A 17,912-nucleotide genomic window follows, 5' to 3' on the forward strand; every position below is an offset into this window, starting at 1 on the left:
CCCTCTTAGCGTGCCGCCGCAGTGGCGTTATCGATTAAATCCAGCACGTCCTGCTCGGTACGACAGGCGCGTAAACGGTCGAAATTGGCTTCGTCTTCAAACAGATTGACGATCTGCATGATGCCCACCTCCTGATGGGTGTTGGCATCAACGGCCGCCATAGTGATCAAAATATCGACCGGGTCGTTATCCTCGTGGTTAAACACCAGCGGCGTTTTCAGGGTGACCAGTGCGAACCCTGTCTTTTTAACCCCCTCCTCCGGGCGGCCATGCGGCATCGCCAGCCCCGGCGCAATCACAAAGTACGGCCCAAATTGCTCAACGCCATCGAGAATGGCCTGGTAATAGCGCGGCTCAACCACATCAGCTTTAACCAGCAGATCAACGCTCAGCTTTACCGCCTCCTGCCAGGTGCTGGCCTCGGCCTGTAACAGGACGGAGTGGTTGTCTGCCAGCGAATCACGGAGTTTCATAGCGCCTCCTTACTTCACGTCTTGCGGGAAGTGTTCTTTGATCACATCCAGCAGTTTTGGGCCAAAATCCGCAGGCGACAGCATGTTGCGCACGCCCACCACATATTTATTGCCTGTGACGCTAATTTCCCCGGCGATATGGGTCGAGGCGATGATGATGTCCGCGCCGTTCAGTTCACTTTTGTATTCACCCACCGCGCAGCTGTTCACCGTGTGGTCAATGTTTGACTGGGTTAAAAACTGGTCCACTTTCATTTTCATGATCATGGAGCTTCCTTGTCCGTTGCCACATACAGCCAGAATACGTACGGTCATAGTCAAAACTCCTTAGTGAGCAGAAACTTCTGCTGTTTGTTTTTCCGCATCTTCTTCCGCCCGCAGCGAACGGCCAGCGAAGAACATATAAGCCAGGGCAATAAAAATAATGACGGCCATAAAGACAATGCCGAGGGAGGCGAAGCCCTGCATCATTGGCGGGGCCAGAATTGACCAGTCCGCCATGCCCATCCAGGCGCTCATGCCGGTGAGCTTGACCGCCCACACGCAACCGAAGATCTCAATCATCCCCATTACCAGGCAGATCTTGAGCGCCGCGCGCCAGCCGCCAAAATGGTTGGCAAAGACGCCAATGGTGGCGTTAGAGAAGAACATCGGGATAAAGCCAGGAATGATGAGGATGGAAGAGCCGCAGCCCACCAGAATACCCACCGCAATCAGCTGGCCGATGGTGCCCCACATAAAGCCCCAGACCACGGCGTTCGGCGCAAAGCTATAGATAGCCGCACAGTCGATCGCCAGCACCGCGCCGGGGATCAGACGCTGCGAGATGCCATTGAAGGCTTCGGAGAGCTCGGCCACGAACATGCGTACGCCCTGGGTAATGATGAAAATCGCCACCGCGAAGGAGAAACCGGTTTGCAGGATGTAGATGGTCCAGTGAGTTTTCCCGGCCATCGCCTGAATCACATCGGTACCAAACGAGAGCAGAATCGCACCGAAGAAAATAGTCATCACGATCGCCGTCGAGACGATATTGTCGTGGAAAATATTGAGCCAGCCCGGCAGCTTGAGATCCTCCACGCTCTCCTCTTTCTTGCCGAGGTACGGCGCGACTTTATAGGCGATCCAGGAGGCGAACTGCTGCTGGTGGCCGATGGAGAAACCGCAGCCGTCGGTCACGTCCTGGGTCGGCTTGTACATCATGTTTGATGTGATCCCCCAGTAGAGCGACACCAGCACTGCCGTACAGATGATGGTGGTCCACATTGGGTAGCCGTAGATAAAGAAGAAGACGGCAATCAGCCCGGCCTGCTGGAACATGATGTGGCCGGTCAGCATGATGGTACGAATACCGGTAATACGGCGCAGCAGGACGTAAATGATGTTCAGCGCCAGCGCCAACAGCACGGCATATCCTACCCAGCTGTAGGCGTCGCCCATCCGTTCGATGGTGGCCATCATTGAAGCGTAGGTGTCTGATATTGCGCCGTTAATGCCGTAGACCTCGGACATTTTGGCGACGACGGGTTTAAAGGTGCTGGTTAAAATGCCGGACCCCGCCTGGAGGAGCATGAAACCGATGATGGTTTTGATGGTGCCTTTGATAATGACGCTGACGCTCTTGCGTAGCAGGATGTAGCCCAGACACGTCACGATACCCAGCAGCAGCGGGGCATTAGTCATTACCTGATTAAAAAAGACGGTAAAGACGCTGTAGAGGATCTCCATAACACTCTCCGATAAAGGCAGTACGCTGCGTAATGCTCGTACAACAGGCCCCCACTCTAGTAATCACAAATAATCACCACAAGATTGCATTTGATTATTTGTGACGCATCACGCAAATTATTTCCTCTCATACTGTAATGACTTTTATTTCAATCTTTGAAATACCAATATAATCTTATATTTCAATAAGCTGCAAAAGAATCAGGTAACAATCATCAACATTTATCACATCTGTAATGCGCTTTTAAAGGAAGTAAGGCTTCAAAATGTGCGTTGCAATGCTGATTTATTGGTGACAATATAAATCATACTGAATCATTAATTGATTACTTATGAGAACAAAAGGGAGTCTGGTAATGAGTAAAGTGCACACTATCACCCGAGAATCATGGATCCTCAGCACCTTCCCGGAATGGGGAACCTGGCTGAACGAAGAGATTGAACAAGAGCAGGTTGCGCCTGGCACCTTTGCCATGTGGTGGCTGGGCTGCACCGGAATCTGGTTGAAATCTCAGGGCGGTGCCAATGTCTGTGTCGATTTCTGGTGCGGGACCGGCAAGCAAAGCCACGGTAATCCGCTGATGAAGAAAGGGCATCAGATGCAGCGTATGGCGGGGGTGCAGAAGCTGCAGCCAAACCTGCGCACCACGCCGTTTGTCCTCGATCCGTTCGGCATTCGTCAGATCGATGCCGTGCTGGCGACCCACGATCATAACGATCACATTGATGTGAATGTCGCCGCCGCCGTCATGCAAAACTGCGCGCCAGATGTGCCCTTTATCGGTCCGCAAACCTGCGTGGATATCTGGATGGGCTGGGGCGTGCCGAAAGAGCGCTGCATTGTAGTTAAGCCAGGCGATGTGGTGAAAATCAAAGATATTGAAATCCACGCCCTGGATGCATTTGACCGTACGGCGTTGATTACCCTGCCGGCAGACCAGAAGGCAGCCGGTGTGCTGCCGGACGGCATGGATGAGCGGGCGGTGAACTATCTGTTCAAAACCCCGGGCGGAACGCTGTACCACAGCGGCGACTCGCACTACTCCAACTACTATGCCAAACATGGCAACGAGCATCATATCGACGTGGCGCTGGGATCTTATGGCGAGAACCCACGCGGCATCACCGATAAGATGACCAGCGCCGATATTCTGCGCATGGCAGAAGCGCTCAATACCCAAGTGGTGATCCCGTTCCACCATGATATCTGGTCAAACTTCCAGGCCGATCCGCAGGAGATCCGCGTCCTGTGGGAGATGAAAAAAGATCGTCTGAAATATGGCTTTAAGCCGTTTATCTGGCAGGTGGGCGGCAAGTTTACCTGGCCGCTGGATAAAGACAATTTTGAGTATCACTACCCGCGCGGCTTTGACGACTGCTTTACCATTGAGCCGGATCTGCCGTTCAAATCATTCCTGTAATTACCTCTTCATCGCCAGGCGCAGCGCCTGGCGGTTCCATCTTTTACTTAGTAATTTCAGGCTATTTCAAATATCATCTTTTGAAATCAATTTATTTCGGAATAGCTCATGACAGAAGCACAGCGGCATCAAATTTTACTGGAACTCCTGGCACAAACGGGGTTTGTTACCGTGGAACAGGTGATTGCCCGGCTGGGCGTCTCCCCCGCTACCGCGCGCCGGGATATCAATAAACTTGATGAGAGCGGGAAGCTGAAGAAAGTCCGTAACGGTGCCGAAGCCATTAGCCAACAGCGCCCGCGCTGGTCTCCGATGAATATCCATCAGGCGCAGAATCATGACGAGAAAGTGCGTATTGCCCGGGCCGCCTCTCAGCTGGTGAATCCTGGCGAAAGCGTGGTGATCAACTGTGGTTCCACCGCCTTCCTGCTGGGCCGCGAAATGTGCGGCAAGCCGGTGCAGATCATTACCAACTACCTGCCGCTGGCCAACTACCTCATCGATCAGGAGCACGAAAGCGTGGTGATCATGGGCGGGCAGTACAACAAGAGCCAGTCCATCACCTTAAGCCCGCAGGACAGCGAGAACACGCTGTATGCCGGACACTGGATGTTTACCAGCGGGAAAGGGCTCACCGCCGAGGGGCTGTATAAAACCGATATGCTGACGGCGATGGCGGAGCAGAACATGCTGAACGTGGTCGGTAAGCTGGTGGTGCTGGTCGACAGCAGTAAAGTTGGCGAGCGCGCGGGCATGTTGTTTAGCCGCGCCGAGCAGATAGCCCTGGTGATCACCGGTAAAAGCGCTGACCCACAGATCCTCCAGAAACTGGAAGATCAGGGGGTGAAGATCCTGCGCGTTTAAAGGTGCTGACGGAAAAACGCCACCGTGGCATCGAGGGCGGTCGGCGTGATGCGATGTTTGACTCCCGCCTCCCACAGACAGGTCAGGTTCTTATCCAGCCCTTCCTGCTGCAGGGCCTGCTGCAAACGGAAGGTCTCCGCGGCGGGCACGACGTCATCCGCCTCCCCGTGCCACAGCAGCAGCGGGCGGTCGGCCAGACGGGGTAGCGCAGTTGTCACCTCCCAGTCGGCAAGCGGAGAGACCATCGCGTCAAATGTCTCAGGTTGCAGCGGCGGAAACAGCGTGCGGGCCAGGGAGGTAAAGTAGCCCGAGCCCATCAGGCTTGCCACGCATTTCACCTCCGGATGGCGCGCCATAATACCCAGCGCGGTCATCCCGCCCATCGAGGCACCGGCCACCGCAAGGCGTTCATCCGCCACCAGCCCGGCCTGATACAACCCATCCCTTAGCGCAGCAAACTCCGTGAGGTTGCCATGCAGGATTGGCCAGAACTGCCCCAGACGAGCCTGCTCATCCCCTGCAAAGCGTGCGCCATGATCAGGTGCATCTGGCATCACCACCCGAAAACCGGCCTGCGCCAGCGCTACCGCAAAATAGCTGTAGACCAGCTTTGATGAAGTAAAACCATGATAAAAAATAATAACCGGCAGCGGTTGAGATCGTTTTCCTGCCGGAACCGCGTGTACACTTTCATGATCGCCAAAGTGCCGTATTTCAAGTTCAATCATCAAAAGGCCTCATGCTAAAGGGTGATTTAAAATGTTGAGAACTGGATTACGCTTTCGCACAATTTTCATTCGAAATTTACGCCACAGCTAACAATTTGGGAACATTCCCCCAATCCTAAATCAACAGAGTTCTACACTATGGCTATCAGGAAACGAGATATGGTTATGCGAAGGTTTGCTGCTTTATTGCTGATGCTGATGTTGGGCGGATGTAGCGTCCTGGAAGGCACGCCACAGCCTGCACCTCCGGTTGCCGACCACCCACAAGAAATTCGCCGTAATCAGACGGAAGGATTACAGCGGATGGGTACCGTCACCGCACTTGAGCGAGGCTCTCCCGCCGATGTGGAAGATGCCATTAAAGCAAAAGCCGTCGCCGCGAAAGCAGATTATTACGTCATCATCCTTATCGATGAAACTATCGTGACAGGACAATGGTACTCGCAGGCCATTTTATACCGTAAATAACGAGCGGTATTTAAACGACATTTACACTGCTTTGCGTCCATAGACGTTTTCCTGTCCACAATAAACTCCATGCCTGCGGCAATGGAAATGAGTTTATTAGCGAAGGATTGCCCGGCGGATACCGGGGACACGTAAAATGGAGCTGACGATGAAACGATCTCTTGCTTTGACCTCACTGTTACTCTCAGCCGGTCTGGTGAGTACTGCCGCACAGTCAGCCGAATTTGCCAGCGCTGATTGTGTGACGGGTTTGAATGAAATTGGACTGATTTCCGTAAATGATATCTCAGGGAGTCCGCAGGATGTGGAGCGCATGATCGCGCTAAAAGCAGATGAACAGGGAGCATCCTGGTATCGCATTATTACCATGCAGGAAGATAGCCATGTCAATCGCTGGCGGGTACAAGCCATTCTCTACGCCTGAAAAGCGCCCATAAAAAGCCACTAAAAAAGAGTGGCTTTTTAATATTTACAATTCTATTATCCTTGTCGCTACTACCTCGAGATAATACCGTAACATTTTGTTACATAAAGCTAATAAATGTTATCCCCGCTCTGCCGTTGAAAAGCGTTACCTTTTTAGCAATGAGCAATTTATGATCAACTTTTTTCGCCGTGCAGGTCTGGGCACCAAGCTATCGCTGCTTACCGGCTTGAGTGTTGCCACACTCTTTCTGCTGTTCACTTTTCTCCTGAGCTATAACTCCAGTCAAAAACTCGAATCGCTGGCCATAGAAGATCTGCATAACCAGTCTACCGGCGTGGTGGATATGGTGCAGATGTTCAATACCAGCCTCACCGAAGAGGTGGAGAGCTACACCCGCCTGTTCACCACTTTTTTGCCGCAACCGCTGTCCATTGACGCCAGCCAGACCCGCACCATCAACGGTCAGAACGTCCCGCTGCTGAAAGGCGGTGAGACGGAACTCCATGAGAACAACACCACGCCCGATGATTTTCTGAATCGCACCGGGGCCATCGCTACGCTGTTTGTCCGCAGCGACGACGACTTTGTCCGCGTGGCAACCTCCCTGCGCAAAGAGAACGGCGACCGGGCCATCGGTACGGTACTGGATCACGCCAGCCCCGCCTGGACGGTGGTCACCAAAGGTGAGGTCTATCGCGGCCTCGCCCTGCTGTTCGGTAAACGCTACATCACCCAGTATCAACCGGTTAAGGACGCGGGCGGACAGGTGATCGCCATCATCTTCGTCGGGGTCGACATTACCCACTCGTGGAACGTCATGCGCGAGAAGATCCTCAGCCGCCGTCTGGGCGAGAGCGGCCACTTCTTTGTGCTGGACCGCAGTCATGGCAAAAATCACGGCCAGTACCTGTTCCATAGCGCAGAAGAGGGGCAGTTGCCGAAATGGGAGAACGACGTTCAGCAGCAGCTGCTGGCGGATAAATCCGGCACCCTGGAGCGTCAGAGCGCCGACGGTCGTACGCTGATTATGGCCTGGACACCGCTTCCGGGCTGGAACTGGACGATAGTGGGCGAGGTGGATAAATCCGTCCTTCTGGCCGACGTTACCAGCCTGCGCGATCGCTTCCTGCTGGCCGGCGTCGTCCTGTCCGCACTTTTCGCCATGCTGTTCGCATTTATTATCCGCCGCTGGCTTTCACGCCCGCTGCGCGATGTGATTGGTCTGGCAGAACAGTATGCCGCAGGCGATCTGCGCAACACCCTGCCTGCTACCCGTCAGGATGAGGTGGGTCAGCTGATCAATGCCATCAACGGCATTGGCGGCGGGCTGCAAAAAATCGTGCTGCAGGTGCGTGAAGCCGCAGGGGATATCCATCAGGGAACCAACGCCCTGGCGGCGGATACCGGTGAGATCTCTGAGCAGATCAACAAGCAGGCCAGCAGCGTGGAAGAGACCTCCGCCAGTATGGAGCAGCTGGCGGCCAGCGTGCAGCAGAACGCGGCCAATATGGAGCAGACCCAGCAACTGGTAGGCGAAACCTCACGGGCGGTGCATCAGGGCGGGGAGACCGTCAGCAATGCTGTCGCTACCATGGATGATATTCGCGAAGCATCGAAACGTATCGAAGCCATTACGCGGGTGATTGAAGGTATCGCTTTCCAGACCAATATCCTGGCCCTGAACGCCGCCGTAGAAGCCGCCCGGGCGGGCGAGCACGGTAAAGGCTTTGCCGTGGTGGCTCAGGAAGTGCGCGCCCTGGCAGCGCGTAGCGCCAACGCGGTGAAGGAGATTGAACAGCTGATTGGCGATACGCTCAGCAAGGTGAGCGAGGGCCACGCCCTGTCGGAGCAGACCCGGCATGCGATGGAGAGCATCATCGAGCACATCGACAATATCAACCAGTTGGTCACAGAGATTAACCATGCCTCCCGCGAGCAGTCGGCAGGTATCGGTCAGGTGAACCTGGCGATGACGCATATCGGCGAAGCGTCGCACATCAACGCCGATCGCGTCTCACGTAGCGAACAGACGGCACAGGTTCTGCGCGGAAAGGGTTCCCACCTGACCGATCTGGTCAGCCTGTTCCGCCTGTAAGAGTCAGGCTACACCGCCCGTGGCGCGCAGCAGCAGGTCGTCCTGGACCTGCTCGCTGAGCAGGGATCCTCCACGGGCGTCAAGCATTTCACGACACCAGGCCTGCGCCACCGGCGGTGACGCATGGCGCAACATCTGTGCCCCCGCGCCCAGCAGGAAGATCTGCCGGGCGATCTCCCTGCCCTGCGCCTCCTGGGGTTTACGCAGCTTCTGCTGTAACTGGCGCCAGCTGCGATCGAAGTGCCGATCCTGCCCCTTCACGCCGGCAAAATCCTCGGCCAGCAGATCCATCACCGCAGGCTGCTTCGCCAGCACCCGCAGCACGTCCAGCCCCATAATATTGCCCGAGCCTTCCCAGATGCTGTTGACCGGCATCTCCCGGTAGATACGCGGCAGCTCGCTCTCTTCGCAATAGCCGATACCACCCAACACCTCCATCGCTTCCGCGACGAACGGGATCCCGGCTTTACAAATCGCCAGTTTCGCGGCCGGGGTAAACAGCCGTGCCCACAGGGCGTCGTGCTCGTTATCCCGGCGATCCCAGGCCCGCGCCAGGCGGAACAGGAGCGCCGTTTGTCCCTCCAGCTGCAGCGCCATGCGGCTTAACACATCGCGCATCAGCGGCTGATCGATCAGGTTTTTGCCAAAGGTTTGCCGCTGGTGAGCATGATACAACGCCACCGAGAAGGCCCGGCGCATCAGGCCGTGACTGCCGAGCGCACAGTCGAAGCGGGTAAGTCCGCCCATCTTCAGGATCTGGCGCACTCCTTCCCCCTCTTCGCCCAGCAGCCAGCCGGTGGCCTCAAGAAACTCAGCTTCGCTGCTGGCGTTGGAGCGGTTGCCCAGCTTGTCTTTCAGACGCTCCAGATGGACGGCATTGCGCAAACCGTCAGGCAGAAAACGGGGAACGAAGAAGCACGACAGGCCGCCTTCGGCCTGCGCCAGTACCAGATGCGCATCGCTTTGCGGCACCGAGAAAAACCACTTATGGCCCACCAGCCGGTAGCTGCCGTCGCCGCAGCGCTCTGCCCGGGTGGTGTTGCTGAGAACATCCGATCCGCCCTGCTTCTCCGTCATCCCCATGCCAATCAGCAGGCCGCGCTTCTGGTTGCCCGGCGTCAGATGGGAGTCATATCGGTCGCTAAGGAGCGGCGTCAGCCAGTCGTGGAAAGCGCGCGGTAGCGCCTGCTGCAGCAGCGGCGTGGCGGCATGGGTCATGGTGATCGGGCAGAGCGTGCCGGCCTCTACCTGCGCATGCAGGATAAAACGCGCCGCGCGGGCCACGAAGGCCCCTTTTCGCGCCTCCTCTTCCCACGCCAGGTTATGCACCCGGTTAGCGCACAGCCCCTGCATCAGCAGGTGCCACGCGGGATGAAAACGCACATCGTCCAGCCGGGCACCGCTGGCGTCAAAGCGCAGCAGCTCGGGTGGATTGGCGTTAGCAAGGCGGCCCAGTTCCAGCGATTCTGCCGTACCCAGCTGCTGACCAATACTGGCGAGCAGCTCCGCGTCCCAGTCAGCGCCTTCACGGCTGACCGCTTCACACAGGGCACGATCGGAAAGAAAAAGGTTGCTGTTGGTGAGTGGCGCAGGCTGATTAAAAACCGTGTGCGTCTGCCAGTGCATAATGTATCCCTCCTTCTATGGCAATGAGGTAATTATGGACAGACCGGGCAGACGCTGCACGGCAGCGGGCACAAAATTTCGCCCTCTCCAGGCGTGAGTCTGGTCACAGATTGGGCGAATAATAAATTTCATACCGGCTTTTATAGTGAATAATTTATTCTTAACCTCATGGAGAGAATAACGATGCAATCCACTCAGCGGGCGCCGGATGCCCACAAGCGCGCATTAGTTGCAGGCTCAATCGGTAACTTTATCGAATGGTACGAATTTGCGGTGTATGGTTTTCTGGCCACCGTGATTGCAAAAAACTTTTTCCAGCTCAGCGGTGAGGCGGGACTGACCAGCCTGATCCTCACCTACGCCTCGTTTGCCATCGCCTTTTTCTTCCGTCCATTAGGCGCCATCGTCTTCGGTCGGATCGGGGATCGTATCGGGCGTAAGCCCACCCTTATCATCGTATTGGTGATGATGACCCTGGCCACGGCGGCGATTGGTCTGGTACCGGTGTATGCCAGCATTGGTATTGCCGCCCCGCTGATCATCACCGGCCTGCGGATCCTGCAGGGGCTGTTCGCGGGTGGTGAGTATGGCGGCGCGGTATCGCTGATGACCGAGTTCGCCCCGCGCGGCAAACGCGGGCTGTACGGCGCCTGGCAGTCCTTTACCGTTGCGCTGGGGCTGCTGGCCGGCGCGGGGATCGTGGCATTGCTCTCGGCCCTGCTGACGCCAGAAGCCCTGCATGACTGGGGCTGGCGCATCCCGTTCTTTATCGCCCTGCCGCTGGGGGCGGTGGCCCTGTGGCTGCGGGTGAGCATGGAAGAGACGCCGAGCTTCGTGAAGCAGCAAACCAAACCGGTAGTGGCGAAAGCCCGCACCAGTGACACGCTGAAAGCTATCGTGATGGGGATCGGCCGGGTGATGGTCTGGTCTGCCGCAGGTTATACCTATCTGGTGATCATGCCCGCCTACCTGCAGTCGGCCCTGCACACCGGCTTTAACCAGGCGCTGTTGATAGCGGTGATCTCCAATATCGGCTTTGCGCTGACCATCATCCCCTCCGGGATGTTGAGCGATCGTATCGGCCGCCGCACGGTGATGGTGATTGCCGCCGTTCTGCTGCTGATCCTCGCCCTGCCGCTGCTGAAAATCCTGCAGGCGGAGTCCAGCACCCTGGCAGTGAAAGCGATAGTGGTGCTGATTGCAGGTGGCCTGGTGGGGATGCTGGCAGGGCCAGGACCGGCCATGCTGTCAGAGATGTTCCCGACGCGGGTGCGCTATACCGGGCTGGGGCTGGCCTATTCGCTGTCGAATGCCATCTTCTCGGGTTGTGCGGGCTTAATTATTACCGGGCTGATAAAAGAGACGGGGAATCTGGATATTCCGGCCTATTACGTGATGGCGACGGCGGTGGTGAGTATTTTTGCGCTGATGACGTTAAGAAAGGATGACCATTTGCGGTCGCTGGAGGAATGAGGTATGTGCCGGGTGGCGCTGCGCTTACCCGGCCAGGACGATCACCGTCTGGTGCCCTCACCCCAACCCTCTCCCACGGGGAGAGGGAGAAAACACTAAAGGCCTTCAAAGAAGGCCTTGCTGTTTATTTCCCGCGCTGGCGCACCGCTTCGAACAGGCAGATGCCGGTTGCCACGGAGACGTTCAGGGACGAGACGCTGCCCGCCATCGGAATGCTGATCAGCTCGTCGCAGTGCTCGCGGGTCAGACGGCGCATACCTTCCCCTTCCGCGCCCATCACCAGTGCCAGACGGCCGGTCATTTTGCTCTGGAACAGAGTGTGATCTGCTTCACCGGCGGTGCCGACGATCCAGATATTCTCTTCCTGCAGCTGACGCATGGTGCGCGCCAGGTTGGTTACGCGGATCAGCGGCACGTTTTCCGCTGCGCCGCAGGCTACTTTTTTGGCCGTGGCGTTGAGCTGTGCAGAGCGATCTTTCGGCACGATCACCGCGTGAACACCCGCCGCATCAGCGCTACGCAGGCAAGCACCGAGGTTGTGCGGATCGGTCACGCCGTCGAGGATCAGGAAGAACGGGTTATCCAGGGTGGCGATGAGATCCGGCAGATCGTTTTCCTGGTACTGGCGACCCGGCTTGACGCGGGCGATGATCCCCTGGTGCACCGCACCTTCGCTTTTCTCATCCAGATACTGGCGGTTCGCCAGCTGGATCACCACACCCTGCGCTTCCAGGGCGTGGATAAGCGGCATCAGGCGTTTGTCTTCACGCCCTTTCAGAATAAATACTTCCTGAAAACGCTCCGGTGCGCGCTCCAGCAGGGCCTGCACCGCGTGGATGCCGTAAATCATTTCACTCATTGATGATTCTCATTAATTACTGTTCTCCTCTCCCGAAAGGGAGAGGATCAAGGTCAGGGAAAATTATTCCGCTACTTTTTTCTTCGCTGCGCGCTTGGCTTTGGTCGCGGCGGCGATTTTCTGGGTTTTGTCCGACGGCTTTTTCGCTGCTCTGGCTTCTTTCTTCGCGGCCTTCGGCTTCTGTTTTTTCTCGCCACGGAAGGCGCTGTCCGGCTCGAAGTTCACCTTCTTACCGGTCTGACGACGCTTGCCGCTGGTTTTGCCAGCCGCCCCTTTCTTCGCATGGTCGCGTGCGGTTTTACCCACGTTGCGCGGCGCACGTTCGCTGGAGATCAGGCTGAAATCAATCTTACGCTCATCCATATTGACGGCTTCAACCTTCACTTCCACGCGATCGCCCAGACGGTAAGTCTGGCCGCTGGATTCGCCGGTCAGACGCTGCCCAACCTGATCGTAACGGTAGTAGTCGTTATCCAGGGAGGAGACATGCACCAGGCCATCAATAAAGAGTTCATCAAGACGGACAAAGAAGCCAAAACCGGTGACGCTGGCAATCACGCCTTTAAACACGTTCCCAACCTGATCCAGCATGAAGTCACACTTCAGCCAGTCAGCGACGTCACGCGTGGCTTCATCCGCCCGGCGTTCCGCCATCGAACAGTGCTGGCCCAGCTGCAGCATCTCTTCCATGGAGTAGTGGTAACCCCCGGTTTCCGTGGTGTTGCCTTTATGACCCTGCTCCTGCGCCAGCAGATATTTAATAGCGCGGTGCAGGGAGAGGTCCGGGTAACGACGGATCGGCGAGGTAAAGTGGGCATAAGACTGCAATGCCAGGCCAAAGTGACCGCGGTTTTCCGGATCGTAAATCGCCTGCTTCATGGAGCGCAGCAGCATGGTTTGCAGCATTTCGGCGTCAGGGCGATCGGCGATGGACTCCAGCAGCTCGGCGTAATCGCGCGGCTCCGGCTTGTTGCCGCCCGGCAGTTCAAGGCCCAGCTCCGCCAGTACGGTACGGAACGAGGTAATGGCTTCGGTGGTCGGTTTGTCGTGAATACGGAACAGCGCTGGCTCTTTGGCTTTCTCAACGAAGCGTGCCGCCGAGATGTTGGCCAGGATCATGCACTCTTCAATCAGCTTGTGGGCATCGTTACGCTGGGTCTGTTCGATCCGCTCGATGCGGCGCTCGGCGTTGAAGATGAACTTCGCCTCTTCGCTCTCAAAGGAGATCCCGCCGCGCTCTTCACGCGCCTGATCCAGCACTTTATAGAGGTTATGCAGCTCTTCGATGTGCTTCACCAGCGGCGCATACTGTTCACGCAGATCCTGGTCACCCTGCAGCATGTGCCACACTTTGGTGTAGGTCAGGCGAGCATGTGAACTCATCACCGCTTCATAGAATTTGTAGCCGGTTAAACGCCCTTTGGTGGAGATGGTCATTTCACACACCATGCACAGACGGTCAACCTGCGGGTTGAGGGAGCACAAACCGTTGGAGAGCACTTCCGGCAGCATCGGCACGACCTGGGACGGGAAGTAGACCGAGGTGCCACGGTTGCGGGCTTCACCATCCAGCGGGGTACCTGTGCGGACGTAATAGCTCACATCCGCAATGGCCACCCACAGACGCCAGCCGCCGCCGCGTTTTTTCTCGCAGTAGACAGCGTCATCAAAGTCACGGGCGTCTTCGCCATCGATGGTGACCAGCGGCAGGCTACGCAGATCCACACGGCCCGCTTTCGCCGACTCCGGGACCTGCTCTTTCAGGCCTTCAACCTGCTCTTCAACCGCTTTTGGCCAGACGTATGGGATTTCGTGGGTGCGCAGCGCCATGTCCACGGCCATGCCGGTGCCCATGTTATCGCCCAGCACTTCGACAATCTTACCGACCGCTTTGGTACGGCGGGTCGGACGCTGGGTCAGTTCAACGACCACCACAAAGCCCATCCGCGCGCCCATCACCTCTTCCGGTGGAATAAGGATATCAAAGCTCAGACGGCTGTCGTCCGGCACCACAAAACCGACGCCGGCGTCGGTGAAGTAGCGGCCCACGATCTGGCTGGTTTTTGGCACCAGCACGCGCACTACACGCGCCTCACGACGGCCTTTACGGTCGGCACCCAGCGGCTGGGCCAGGATCTGGTCGCCGTGAATGCACATCTTCATCTGTTCAGAGGAGAGATAGAGATCGTCCTTGCGGCCTTCGACGCGCAGGAAGCCGAAACCATCCCGGTGACCAATCACCATGCCTTTCAGCAGGTCGAGGCGTTCTGGCAGGGCATAGCACTGGCGGCGAGTAAAGACCAGTTGTCCGTCGCGCTCCATGGCGCGCAGACGACGGCGTAGGGCTTCAATCTGCTCTTCGCCTTCAATGTTTAATTCAACGGCAAGTTCTTCACGATTAGCGGGTTTTTCGCGTTTGGTTAAGTGTTCAATGATGAACTCGCGGCTTGGGATAGGATTAGCGTATTTTTCAGCTTCGCGTTCCTGGAAAGGATCTTGTGACATAGCGGTTCCTCCGTTGTCATCTCCGGTGGAAATTTTCTTCATTCCACCAGCAATAATTTATACAGCGGTTGATTCTCTTCAACCAAATCGGCCAGCGTGTAGTTATCAAGCTCCATGAGAAAACTTTGCACGGCCTTTGAAAGCGCCTGTTTCAGACGACAGGCGGGCGTAATGTGGCAGAACGCGCTGCTACAGTTCACCAGAGTTAATGGCTCCAGTTCGCGTACCACATCACCAACACGAATACTCTGTGCCGGTTTACCGAGGCGAATGCCGCCATTTTTCCCGCGGACGGCAGCAACGTATCCGGCACGGCTAAGTTGATTGATTATCTTGACCATATGATTACGGGACACGCCGTACACCTCTGTCACCTCAGAGATATTGGTCATCTTCCCTTCAGGTAACGACGCCATGTAGATCAGCGCGCGTAATCCGTAATCGGTGAAACTTGTTAACTGCACATCAACCTCAGGAAAAGGGTAAATCGCGGTATATCCGCAGAGATATTCACTAATGATGATAAACCAGCCAGATAGTCAACGGCGAATTTATTTAAAAGGAAAGGGGTAAAAGCGGGAATCAGAGCGCGATCGCCGGATGGCGCTACGCTTATCCGGCCTACGGGTTACCCCGCAGGCCAGCATCAACAAGGATTATGCGTCGAACGGGTCGCGCAGAATCATCGTTTCACTACGGTCCGGGCCGGTAGAGATAATATCAATCGGCACACCGGTCAGTTCTTCAATGCGCTGGATATAATCCAGTGCCGCCTGTGGCAGGCCGCTACGCTCTTTCACACCGAAGGTGGTTTCAGACCAGCCTGGCATGGTTTCGTAGATCGGCTCGATGCCCTGCCAGTCGTCAGCTGCCAGCGGAGTGGTAGTCACTTCGCGGCCATCCGGCATACGGTAGGCAACACAGATTTTCACTTCTTTCAGGCCGTCCAGGACGTCCAGTTTGGTCAGGCAGAAGCCAGACAGGGAGTTGATCTGCACCGCACGGCGCACAGCAACTGCATCCAGCCAGCCGGTACGACGACGACGACCGGTGGTCGCGCCAAACTCGTTACCCTGCTTGCAGAGGAACTCGCCGGTTTCATCAAACAGCTCGGTCGGGAACGGACCTGCACCCACGCGAGTGGAGTAAGCTTTGATGATACCCAGAACGTAATCCACATAACGTGGGCCCAGGCCAGAGCCGGTTGCCACGCCACCTGCGGTGGTGTTAGAGGAAGTGACGTACGGATAAGTACCGTGGTCGATATCCAGCAGCGTACCCTGCGCACCTTCGAACATGACGAAATCGCCACGCTTGCGCGCCTGGTCCAGCAGATCGGACACATCAACAACCATACCGGTCAGGATGTCGGCAACGGCCATTACATCGTCCAGTACTTTCTGGTAGTCAACCGCGTCAACTTTGTAGAAGTTCACCAGCTGGAAGTTGTGATATTCCATCACTTCTTTCAGTTTTTCAGCAAAGGTAGCTTTGTCGAACAGGTCGCCAACGCGCAGACCGCGACGGGCAACTTTATCTTCGTAAGCCGGGCCGATACCACGACCGGTAGTACCGATCGCTTTCGCGCCGCGCGCTTTTTCACGTGCCAGGTCCAGCGCAACGTGGTAGTCGAGGATCAGCGGGCAGGCTTCAGAGAGCAGCAGACGTTCGCGAACCGGGATGCCACGGTCTTCCAGGCCTTTCATCTCTTTCATCAGCGCAGCAGGAGACAGCACAACACCGTTACCGATGATGCTGGTCACATTGTCACGAAGAATGCCTGATGGAATAAGATGGAGGACGGTTTTTTCACCGTTGATTACGAGAGTATGGCCCGCGTTGTGACCACCCTGATAGCGTACAACAAATTTAGCACGTTCAGTCAGAAGATCGACGATCTTCCCTTTACCTTCGTCACCCCATTGGGTGCCCAGTACGACGACGTTGTTACCCATTTTCAAAATCACCGATTGCTTAAAAATGGATTCTACCATCGGTTTTGATGATGTTCAGCTTTTTTTGTATACAAATTTCGTCGAACTTGCCGGGTTCATCACCAATTAATCGATTACCTCAATATGTTGTGTGAAGAGCCGTTTTTCATCACAAGCGGTGCGGCGCTATCAGCGATTACGCTGGTTGGAATGACAAACGCCTTTATAGCATCTTCAGAATTTGGGCCTCAGAGTCACAAAAAAATGGCGCCTCGAGAGGCGCCATTGTCGTCTTCAAACCGTAAAATTAGCGGCTTGTCGTCGGTGATTTCATGTAGCGGAAGAAATCGCTATCCGGGCTGAGTACCATCACATCCTGATTGCTCTGGAAGCTGCTTTCATAGGCACGCAGGCTACGGATAAAGGCATAGAAGTCTGGATCCTGGCTGAACGCGTCGGCGAACAGTTTCGCGGCTTCGGCATCACCTTCACCACGCTGGATACGACCCTGACGCTCAGCTTCTGCCAGCGTTTTAGTCACTTCATAGTCTGCGGTTGCACGCAGCTTCTCAGCCTCTTCCTGACCCTGTGAACGATGGCGACGAGCTACCGCTTCACGCTCAGCGCGCATACGGTTGTAAATCGCTTCGGACACTTCGGTCGGCAGGTTGATCTGCTTAATACGTACGTCAACCACTTCGATACCTAACGCAGCCATACTGTTCGGGTTGATCACCGGCACTTTGCCGTTGGTTTCAGCCTGAACACGTTCAGCCGCTTTGGCGATCGCGTCGTCAGCCGCTGGCGTGGTCACTTCATCTTCCGTGCCCGCAGAGCCGGAGTTCAGGGCATCGCGTACTTCCAGGGTCAGACGACCACGGGAGTCGGTAACGATGTCTTTCACATCCAGACGACCAATTTCAGAACGCAGACGGTCAGAGAACTTACGTTTCAGCAGCACTTCGGCCTGGGAGACGTCACCGCCGCCGGTCGCCAGGTAGTAACGGCTGAAATCGCTGATGCGCCACTTGATGTAAGAGTCGACAATCAGGTCTTTCTTCTCTTTGGTCACGAAGCGATCGGCCTGGTTATCCATGGTCTGGATACGGGCATCCAGCGTTTTAACCGATTCGATCATCGGGATCTTAAAGTGCAGACCCGGCTCGTAAACCAGCGGTTTGTTTTCGCTGTCACGCAGAACTTTGCCAAAACGCAGGGTAATACCGCGCTCGCCCTCTTTAACCACAAAAATAGAGGTATAAAGCACGACCAGCACGATGATGATGATCGCAATAACTGACTTACGCATCG

At 56.0% G+C, this 17,912-nt stretch carries 16 protein-coding genes; 6 read left to right on the plus strand and 10 right to left on the minus strand.

The window, feature by feature from the left end; translation table 11 throughout:
• Nucleotides 1–5: 5 nt before the first annotated feature.
• Genes ulaC through ulaA form a run of 3 tightly spaced genes read right to left on the minus strand, consistent with a single transcriptional unit; the run spans nucleotide 6 to nucleotide 2,201 of the window.
• Complete coding sequence (gene ulaC, locus LG383_RS16925) at nucleotides 6–473, minus strand: PTS ascorbate transporter subunit IIA (RefSeq protein ID WP_106994060.1); 468 nt, start codon at nucleotides 471–473, stop codon at nucleotides 6–8.
• Between the two features lie 9 nt (nucleotides 474–482).
• Nucleotides 483–788 (minus strand): PTS ascorbate transporter subunit IIB, encoded by a 306-nt coding sequence (ulaB, locus tag LG383_RS16930; RefSeq protein WP_106994059.1) that lies wholly within the window; start codon nucleotides 786–788, stop codon nucleotides 483–485.
• Nucleotides 789–800: 12 nt separating this feature from the next.
• The gene (ulaA, locus tag LG383_RS16935) at nucleotides 801–2,201 is read right to left on the minus strand and encodes a PTS ascorbate transporter subunit IIC (protein ID WP_225759749.1); all 1,401 of its coding nucleotides are present in this window, start codon (nucleotides 2,199–2,201) and stop codon (nucleotides 801–803) included.
• Between the two features lie 356 nt (nucleotides 2,202–2,557).
• Here ulaA and ulaG point away from each other — a divergent pair, with 356 nt between their 5' ends.
• Nucleotides 2,558–3,622 carry an L-ascorbate 6-phosphate lactonase gene (gene ulaG / locus LG383_RS16940; protein WP_106994057.1) on the plus strand — a complete coding sequence of 355 codons (1,065 nt, stop codon included), beginning with the start codon at nucleotides 2,558–2,560 and terminating at the stop codon, nucleotides 3,620–3,622.
• 108 nt (nucleotides 3,623–3,730) lie between these two features.
• Nucleotides 3,731–4,486: an HTH-type transcriptional regulator UlaR gene (ulaR, locus tag LG383_RS16945; protein ID WP_225759750.1), complete on the plus strand. Its 756-nt coding sequence runs from the start codon at nucleotides 3,731–3,733 to the stop codon at nucleotides 4,484–4,486.
• Here ulaR and yjfP read toward each other — a convergent pair.
• Nucleotides 4,483–5,214, minus strand: coding sequence for an esterase (yjfP, locus tag LG383_RS16950; RefSeq protein WP_106994055.1), 732 nt, complete (start codon nucleotides 5,212–5,214; stop codon nucleotides 4,483–4,485). The genes ulaR and yjfP overlap by 4 nt on opposite strands.
• 138 nt (nucleotides 5,215–5,352) lie before the next feature.
• Here yjfP and bsmA point away from each other — a divergent pair, with 138 nt between their 5' ends.
• From bsmA to LG383_RS16965, 3 genes are all read left to right on the plus strand, one after another.
• Nucleotides 5,353–5,682: a biofilm peroxide resistance protein BsmA gene (bsmA, locus tag LG383_RS16955; protein WP_106994054.1), complete on the plus strand. Its 330-nt coding sequence runs from the start codon at nucleotides 5,353–5,355 to the stop codon at nucleotides 5,680–5,682.
• Nucleotides 5,683–5,818: 136 nt separating this feature from the next.
• Complete coding sequence (yjfN, locus tag LG383_RS16960; RefSeq protein WP_106994053.1) at nucleotides 5,819–6,106, plus strand: DUF1471 family protease activator YjfN; 288 nt, start codon at nucleotides 5,819–5,821, stop codon at nucleotides 6,104–6,106.
• A gap of 172 nt (nucleotides 6,107–6,278) precedes the next feature.
• Nucleotides 6,279–8,204 (plus strand): methyl-accepting chemotaxis protein, encoded by a 1,926-nt coding sequence (locus LG383_RS16965; RefSeq protein ID WP_225759751.1) that lies wholly within the window; start codon nucleotides 6,279–6,281, stop codon nucleotides 8,202–8,204.
• 3 nt (nucleotides 8,205–8,207) lie between these two features.
• Here LG383_RS16965 and LG383_RS16970 read toward each other — a convergent pair whose 3' ends face one another.
• Entirely contained in the window at nucleotides 8,208–9,830 is a 1,623-nt protein-coding gene (locus LG383_RS16970; RefSeq protein ID WP_225759752.1) for an isovaleryl-CoA dehydrogenase, read from the minus strand.
• A gap of 183 nt (nucleotides 9,831–10,013) precedes the next feature.
• On the opposite strand from LG383_RS16970, the gene LG383_RS16975 reads away from it, so the two are divergent.
• Complete coding sequence (locus LG383_RS16975) at nucleotides 10,014–11,303, plus strand: MFS transporter (RefSeq protein ID WP_166181390.1); 1,290 nt, start codon at nucleotides 10,014–10,016, stop codon at nucleotides 11,301–11,303.
• A 124-nt stretch (nucleotides 11,304–11,427) separates the two neighbouring features.
• Here LG383_RS16975 and rlmB read toward each other — a convergent pair whose 3' ends face one another.
• From rlmB to hflC, 5 genes are all read right to left on the minus strand, one after another.
• Nucleotides 11,428–12,162, minus strand: a complete 735-nt coding sequence (rlmB, locus tag LG383_RS16980; RefSeq protein ID WP_106994049.1) for a 23S rRNA (guanosine(2251)-2'-O)-methyltransferase RlmB — start codon at nucleotides 12,160–12,162, stop codon at nucleotides 11,428–11,430.
• A 63-nt stretch (nucleotides 12,163–12,225) separates the two neighbouring features.
• Entirely contained in the window at nucleotides 12,226–14,667 is a 2,442-nt protein-coding gene (gene rnr, locus LG383_RS16985; protein WP_225759753.1) for a ribonuclease R, read from the minus strand.
• A gap of 38 nt (nucleotides 14,668–14,705) precedes the next feature.
• Entirely contained in the window at nucleotides 14,706–15,131 is a 426-nt protein-coding gene (nsrR, locus tag LG383_RS16990; protein ID WP_225759754.1) for a nitric oxide-sensing transcriptional repressor NsrR, read from the minus strand.
• Between the two features lie 192 nt (nucleotides 15,132–15,323).
• Nucleotides 15,324–16,622: an adenylosuccinate synthase gene (locus LG383_RS16995; protein WP_166181386.1), complete on the minus strand. Its 1,299-nt coding sequence runs from the start codon at nucleotides 16,620–16,622 to the stop codon at nucleotides 15,324–15,326.
• Nucleotides 16,623–16,908: 286 nt separating this feature from the next.
• Entirely contained in the window at nucleotides 16,909–17,910 is a 1,002-nt protein-coding gene (gene hflC, locus LG383_RS17000) for a protease modulator HflC (protein ID WP_106994046.1), read from the minus strand.
• Between the last annotated feature and the right edge of the window lie 2 nt (nucleotides 17,911–17,912).

Source organism: Leclercia sp. Marseille-Q4284, assembly GCF_916618945.1.
Taxonomy (GTDB): Bacteria; Pseudomonadota; Gammaproteobacteria; order Enterobacterales; family Enterobacteriaceae; genus Enterobacter; species Enterobacter tamurae.

Bases quoted from the DNA above. Each gene is read 5' to 3' on its own strand.
- ulaC (WP_106994060.1), bottom strand. From the start codon at position 473: ATGAAACTCCGTGATTCGCTGGCAGACAACCACTCCGTCCTGTTACAG.
- ulaB (WP_106994059.1), bottom strand. From the start codon at position 788: ATGACCGTACGTATTCTGGCTGTATGTGGCAACGGACAAGGAAGCTCC.
- ulaA (WP_225759749.1), bottom strand. From the start codon at position 2,201: ATGGAGATCCTCTACAGCGTCTTTACCGTCTTTTTTAATCAGGTAATG.
- ulaG (WP_106994057.1), top strand. From the start codon at position 2,558: ATGAGTAAAGTGCACACTATCACCCGAGAATCATGGATCCTCAGCACC.
- ulaR (WP_225759750.1), top strand. From the start codon at position 3,731: ATGACAGAAGCACAGCGGCATCAAATTTTACTGGAACTCCTGGCACAA.
- yjfP (WP_106994055.1), bottom strand. From the start codon at position 5,214: ATGATTGAACTTGAAATACGGCACTTTGGCGATCATGAAAGTGTACAC.
- bsmA (WP_106994054.1), top strand. From the start codon at position 5,353: ATGGCTATCAGGAAACGAGATATGGTTATGCGAAGGTTTGCTGCTTTA.
- yjfN (WP_106994053.1), top strand. From the start codon at position 5,819: ATGGAGCTGACGATGAAACGATCTCTTGCTTTGACCTCACTGTTACTC.
- LG383_RS16965 (WP_225759751.1), top strand. From the start codon at position 6,279: ATGATCAACTTTTTTCGCCGTGCAGGTCTGGGCACCAAGCTATCGCTG.
- LG383_RS16970 (WP_225759752.1), bottom strand. From the start codon at position 9,830: ATGCACTGGCAGACGCACACGGTTTTTAATCAGCCTGCGCCACTCACC.
- LG383_RS16975 (WP_166181390.1), top strand. From the start codon at position 10,014: ATGCAATCCACTCAGCGGGCGCCGGATGCCCACAAGCGCGCATTAGTT.
- rlmB (WP_106994049.1), bottom strand. From the start codon at position 12,162: ATGAGTGAAATGATTTACGGCATCCACGCGGTGCAGGCCCTGCTGGAG.
- rnr (WP_225759753.1), bottom strand. From the start codon at position 14,667: ATGTCACAAGATCCTTTCCAGGAACGCGAAGCTGAAAAATACGCTAAT.
- LG383_RS16995 (WP_166181386.1), bottom strand. From the start codon at position 16,622: ATGGGTAACAACGTCGTCGTACTGGGCACCCAATGGGGTGACGAAGGT.
- hflC (WP_106994046.1), bottom strand. From the start codon at position 17,910: ATGCGTAAGTCAGTTATTGCGATCATCATCATCGTGCTGGTCGTGCTT.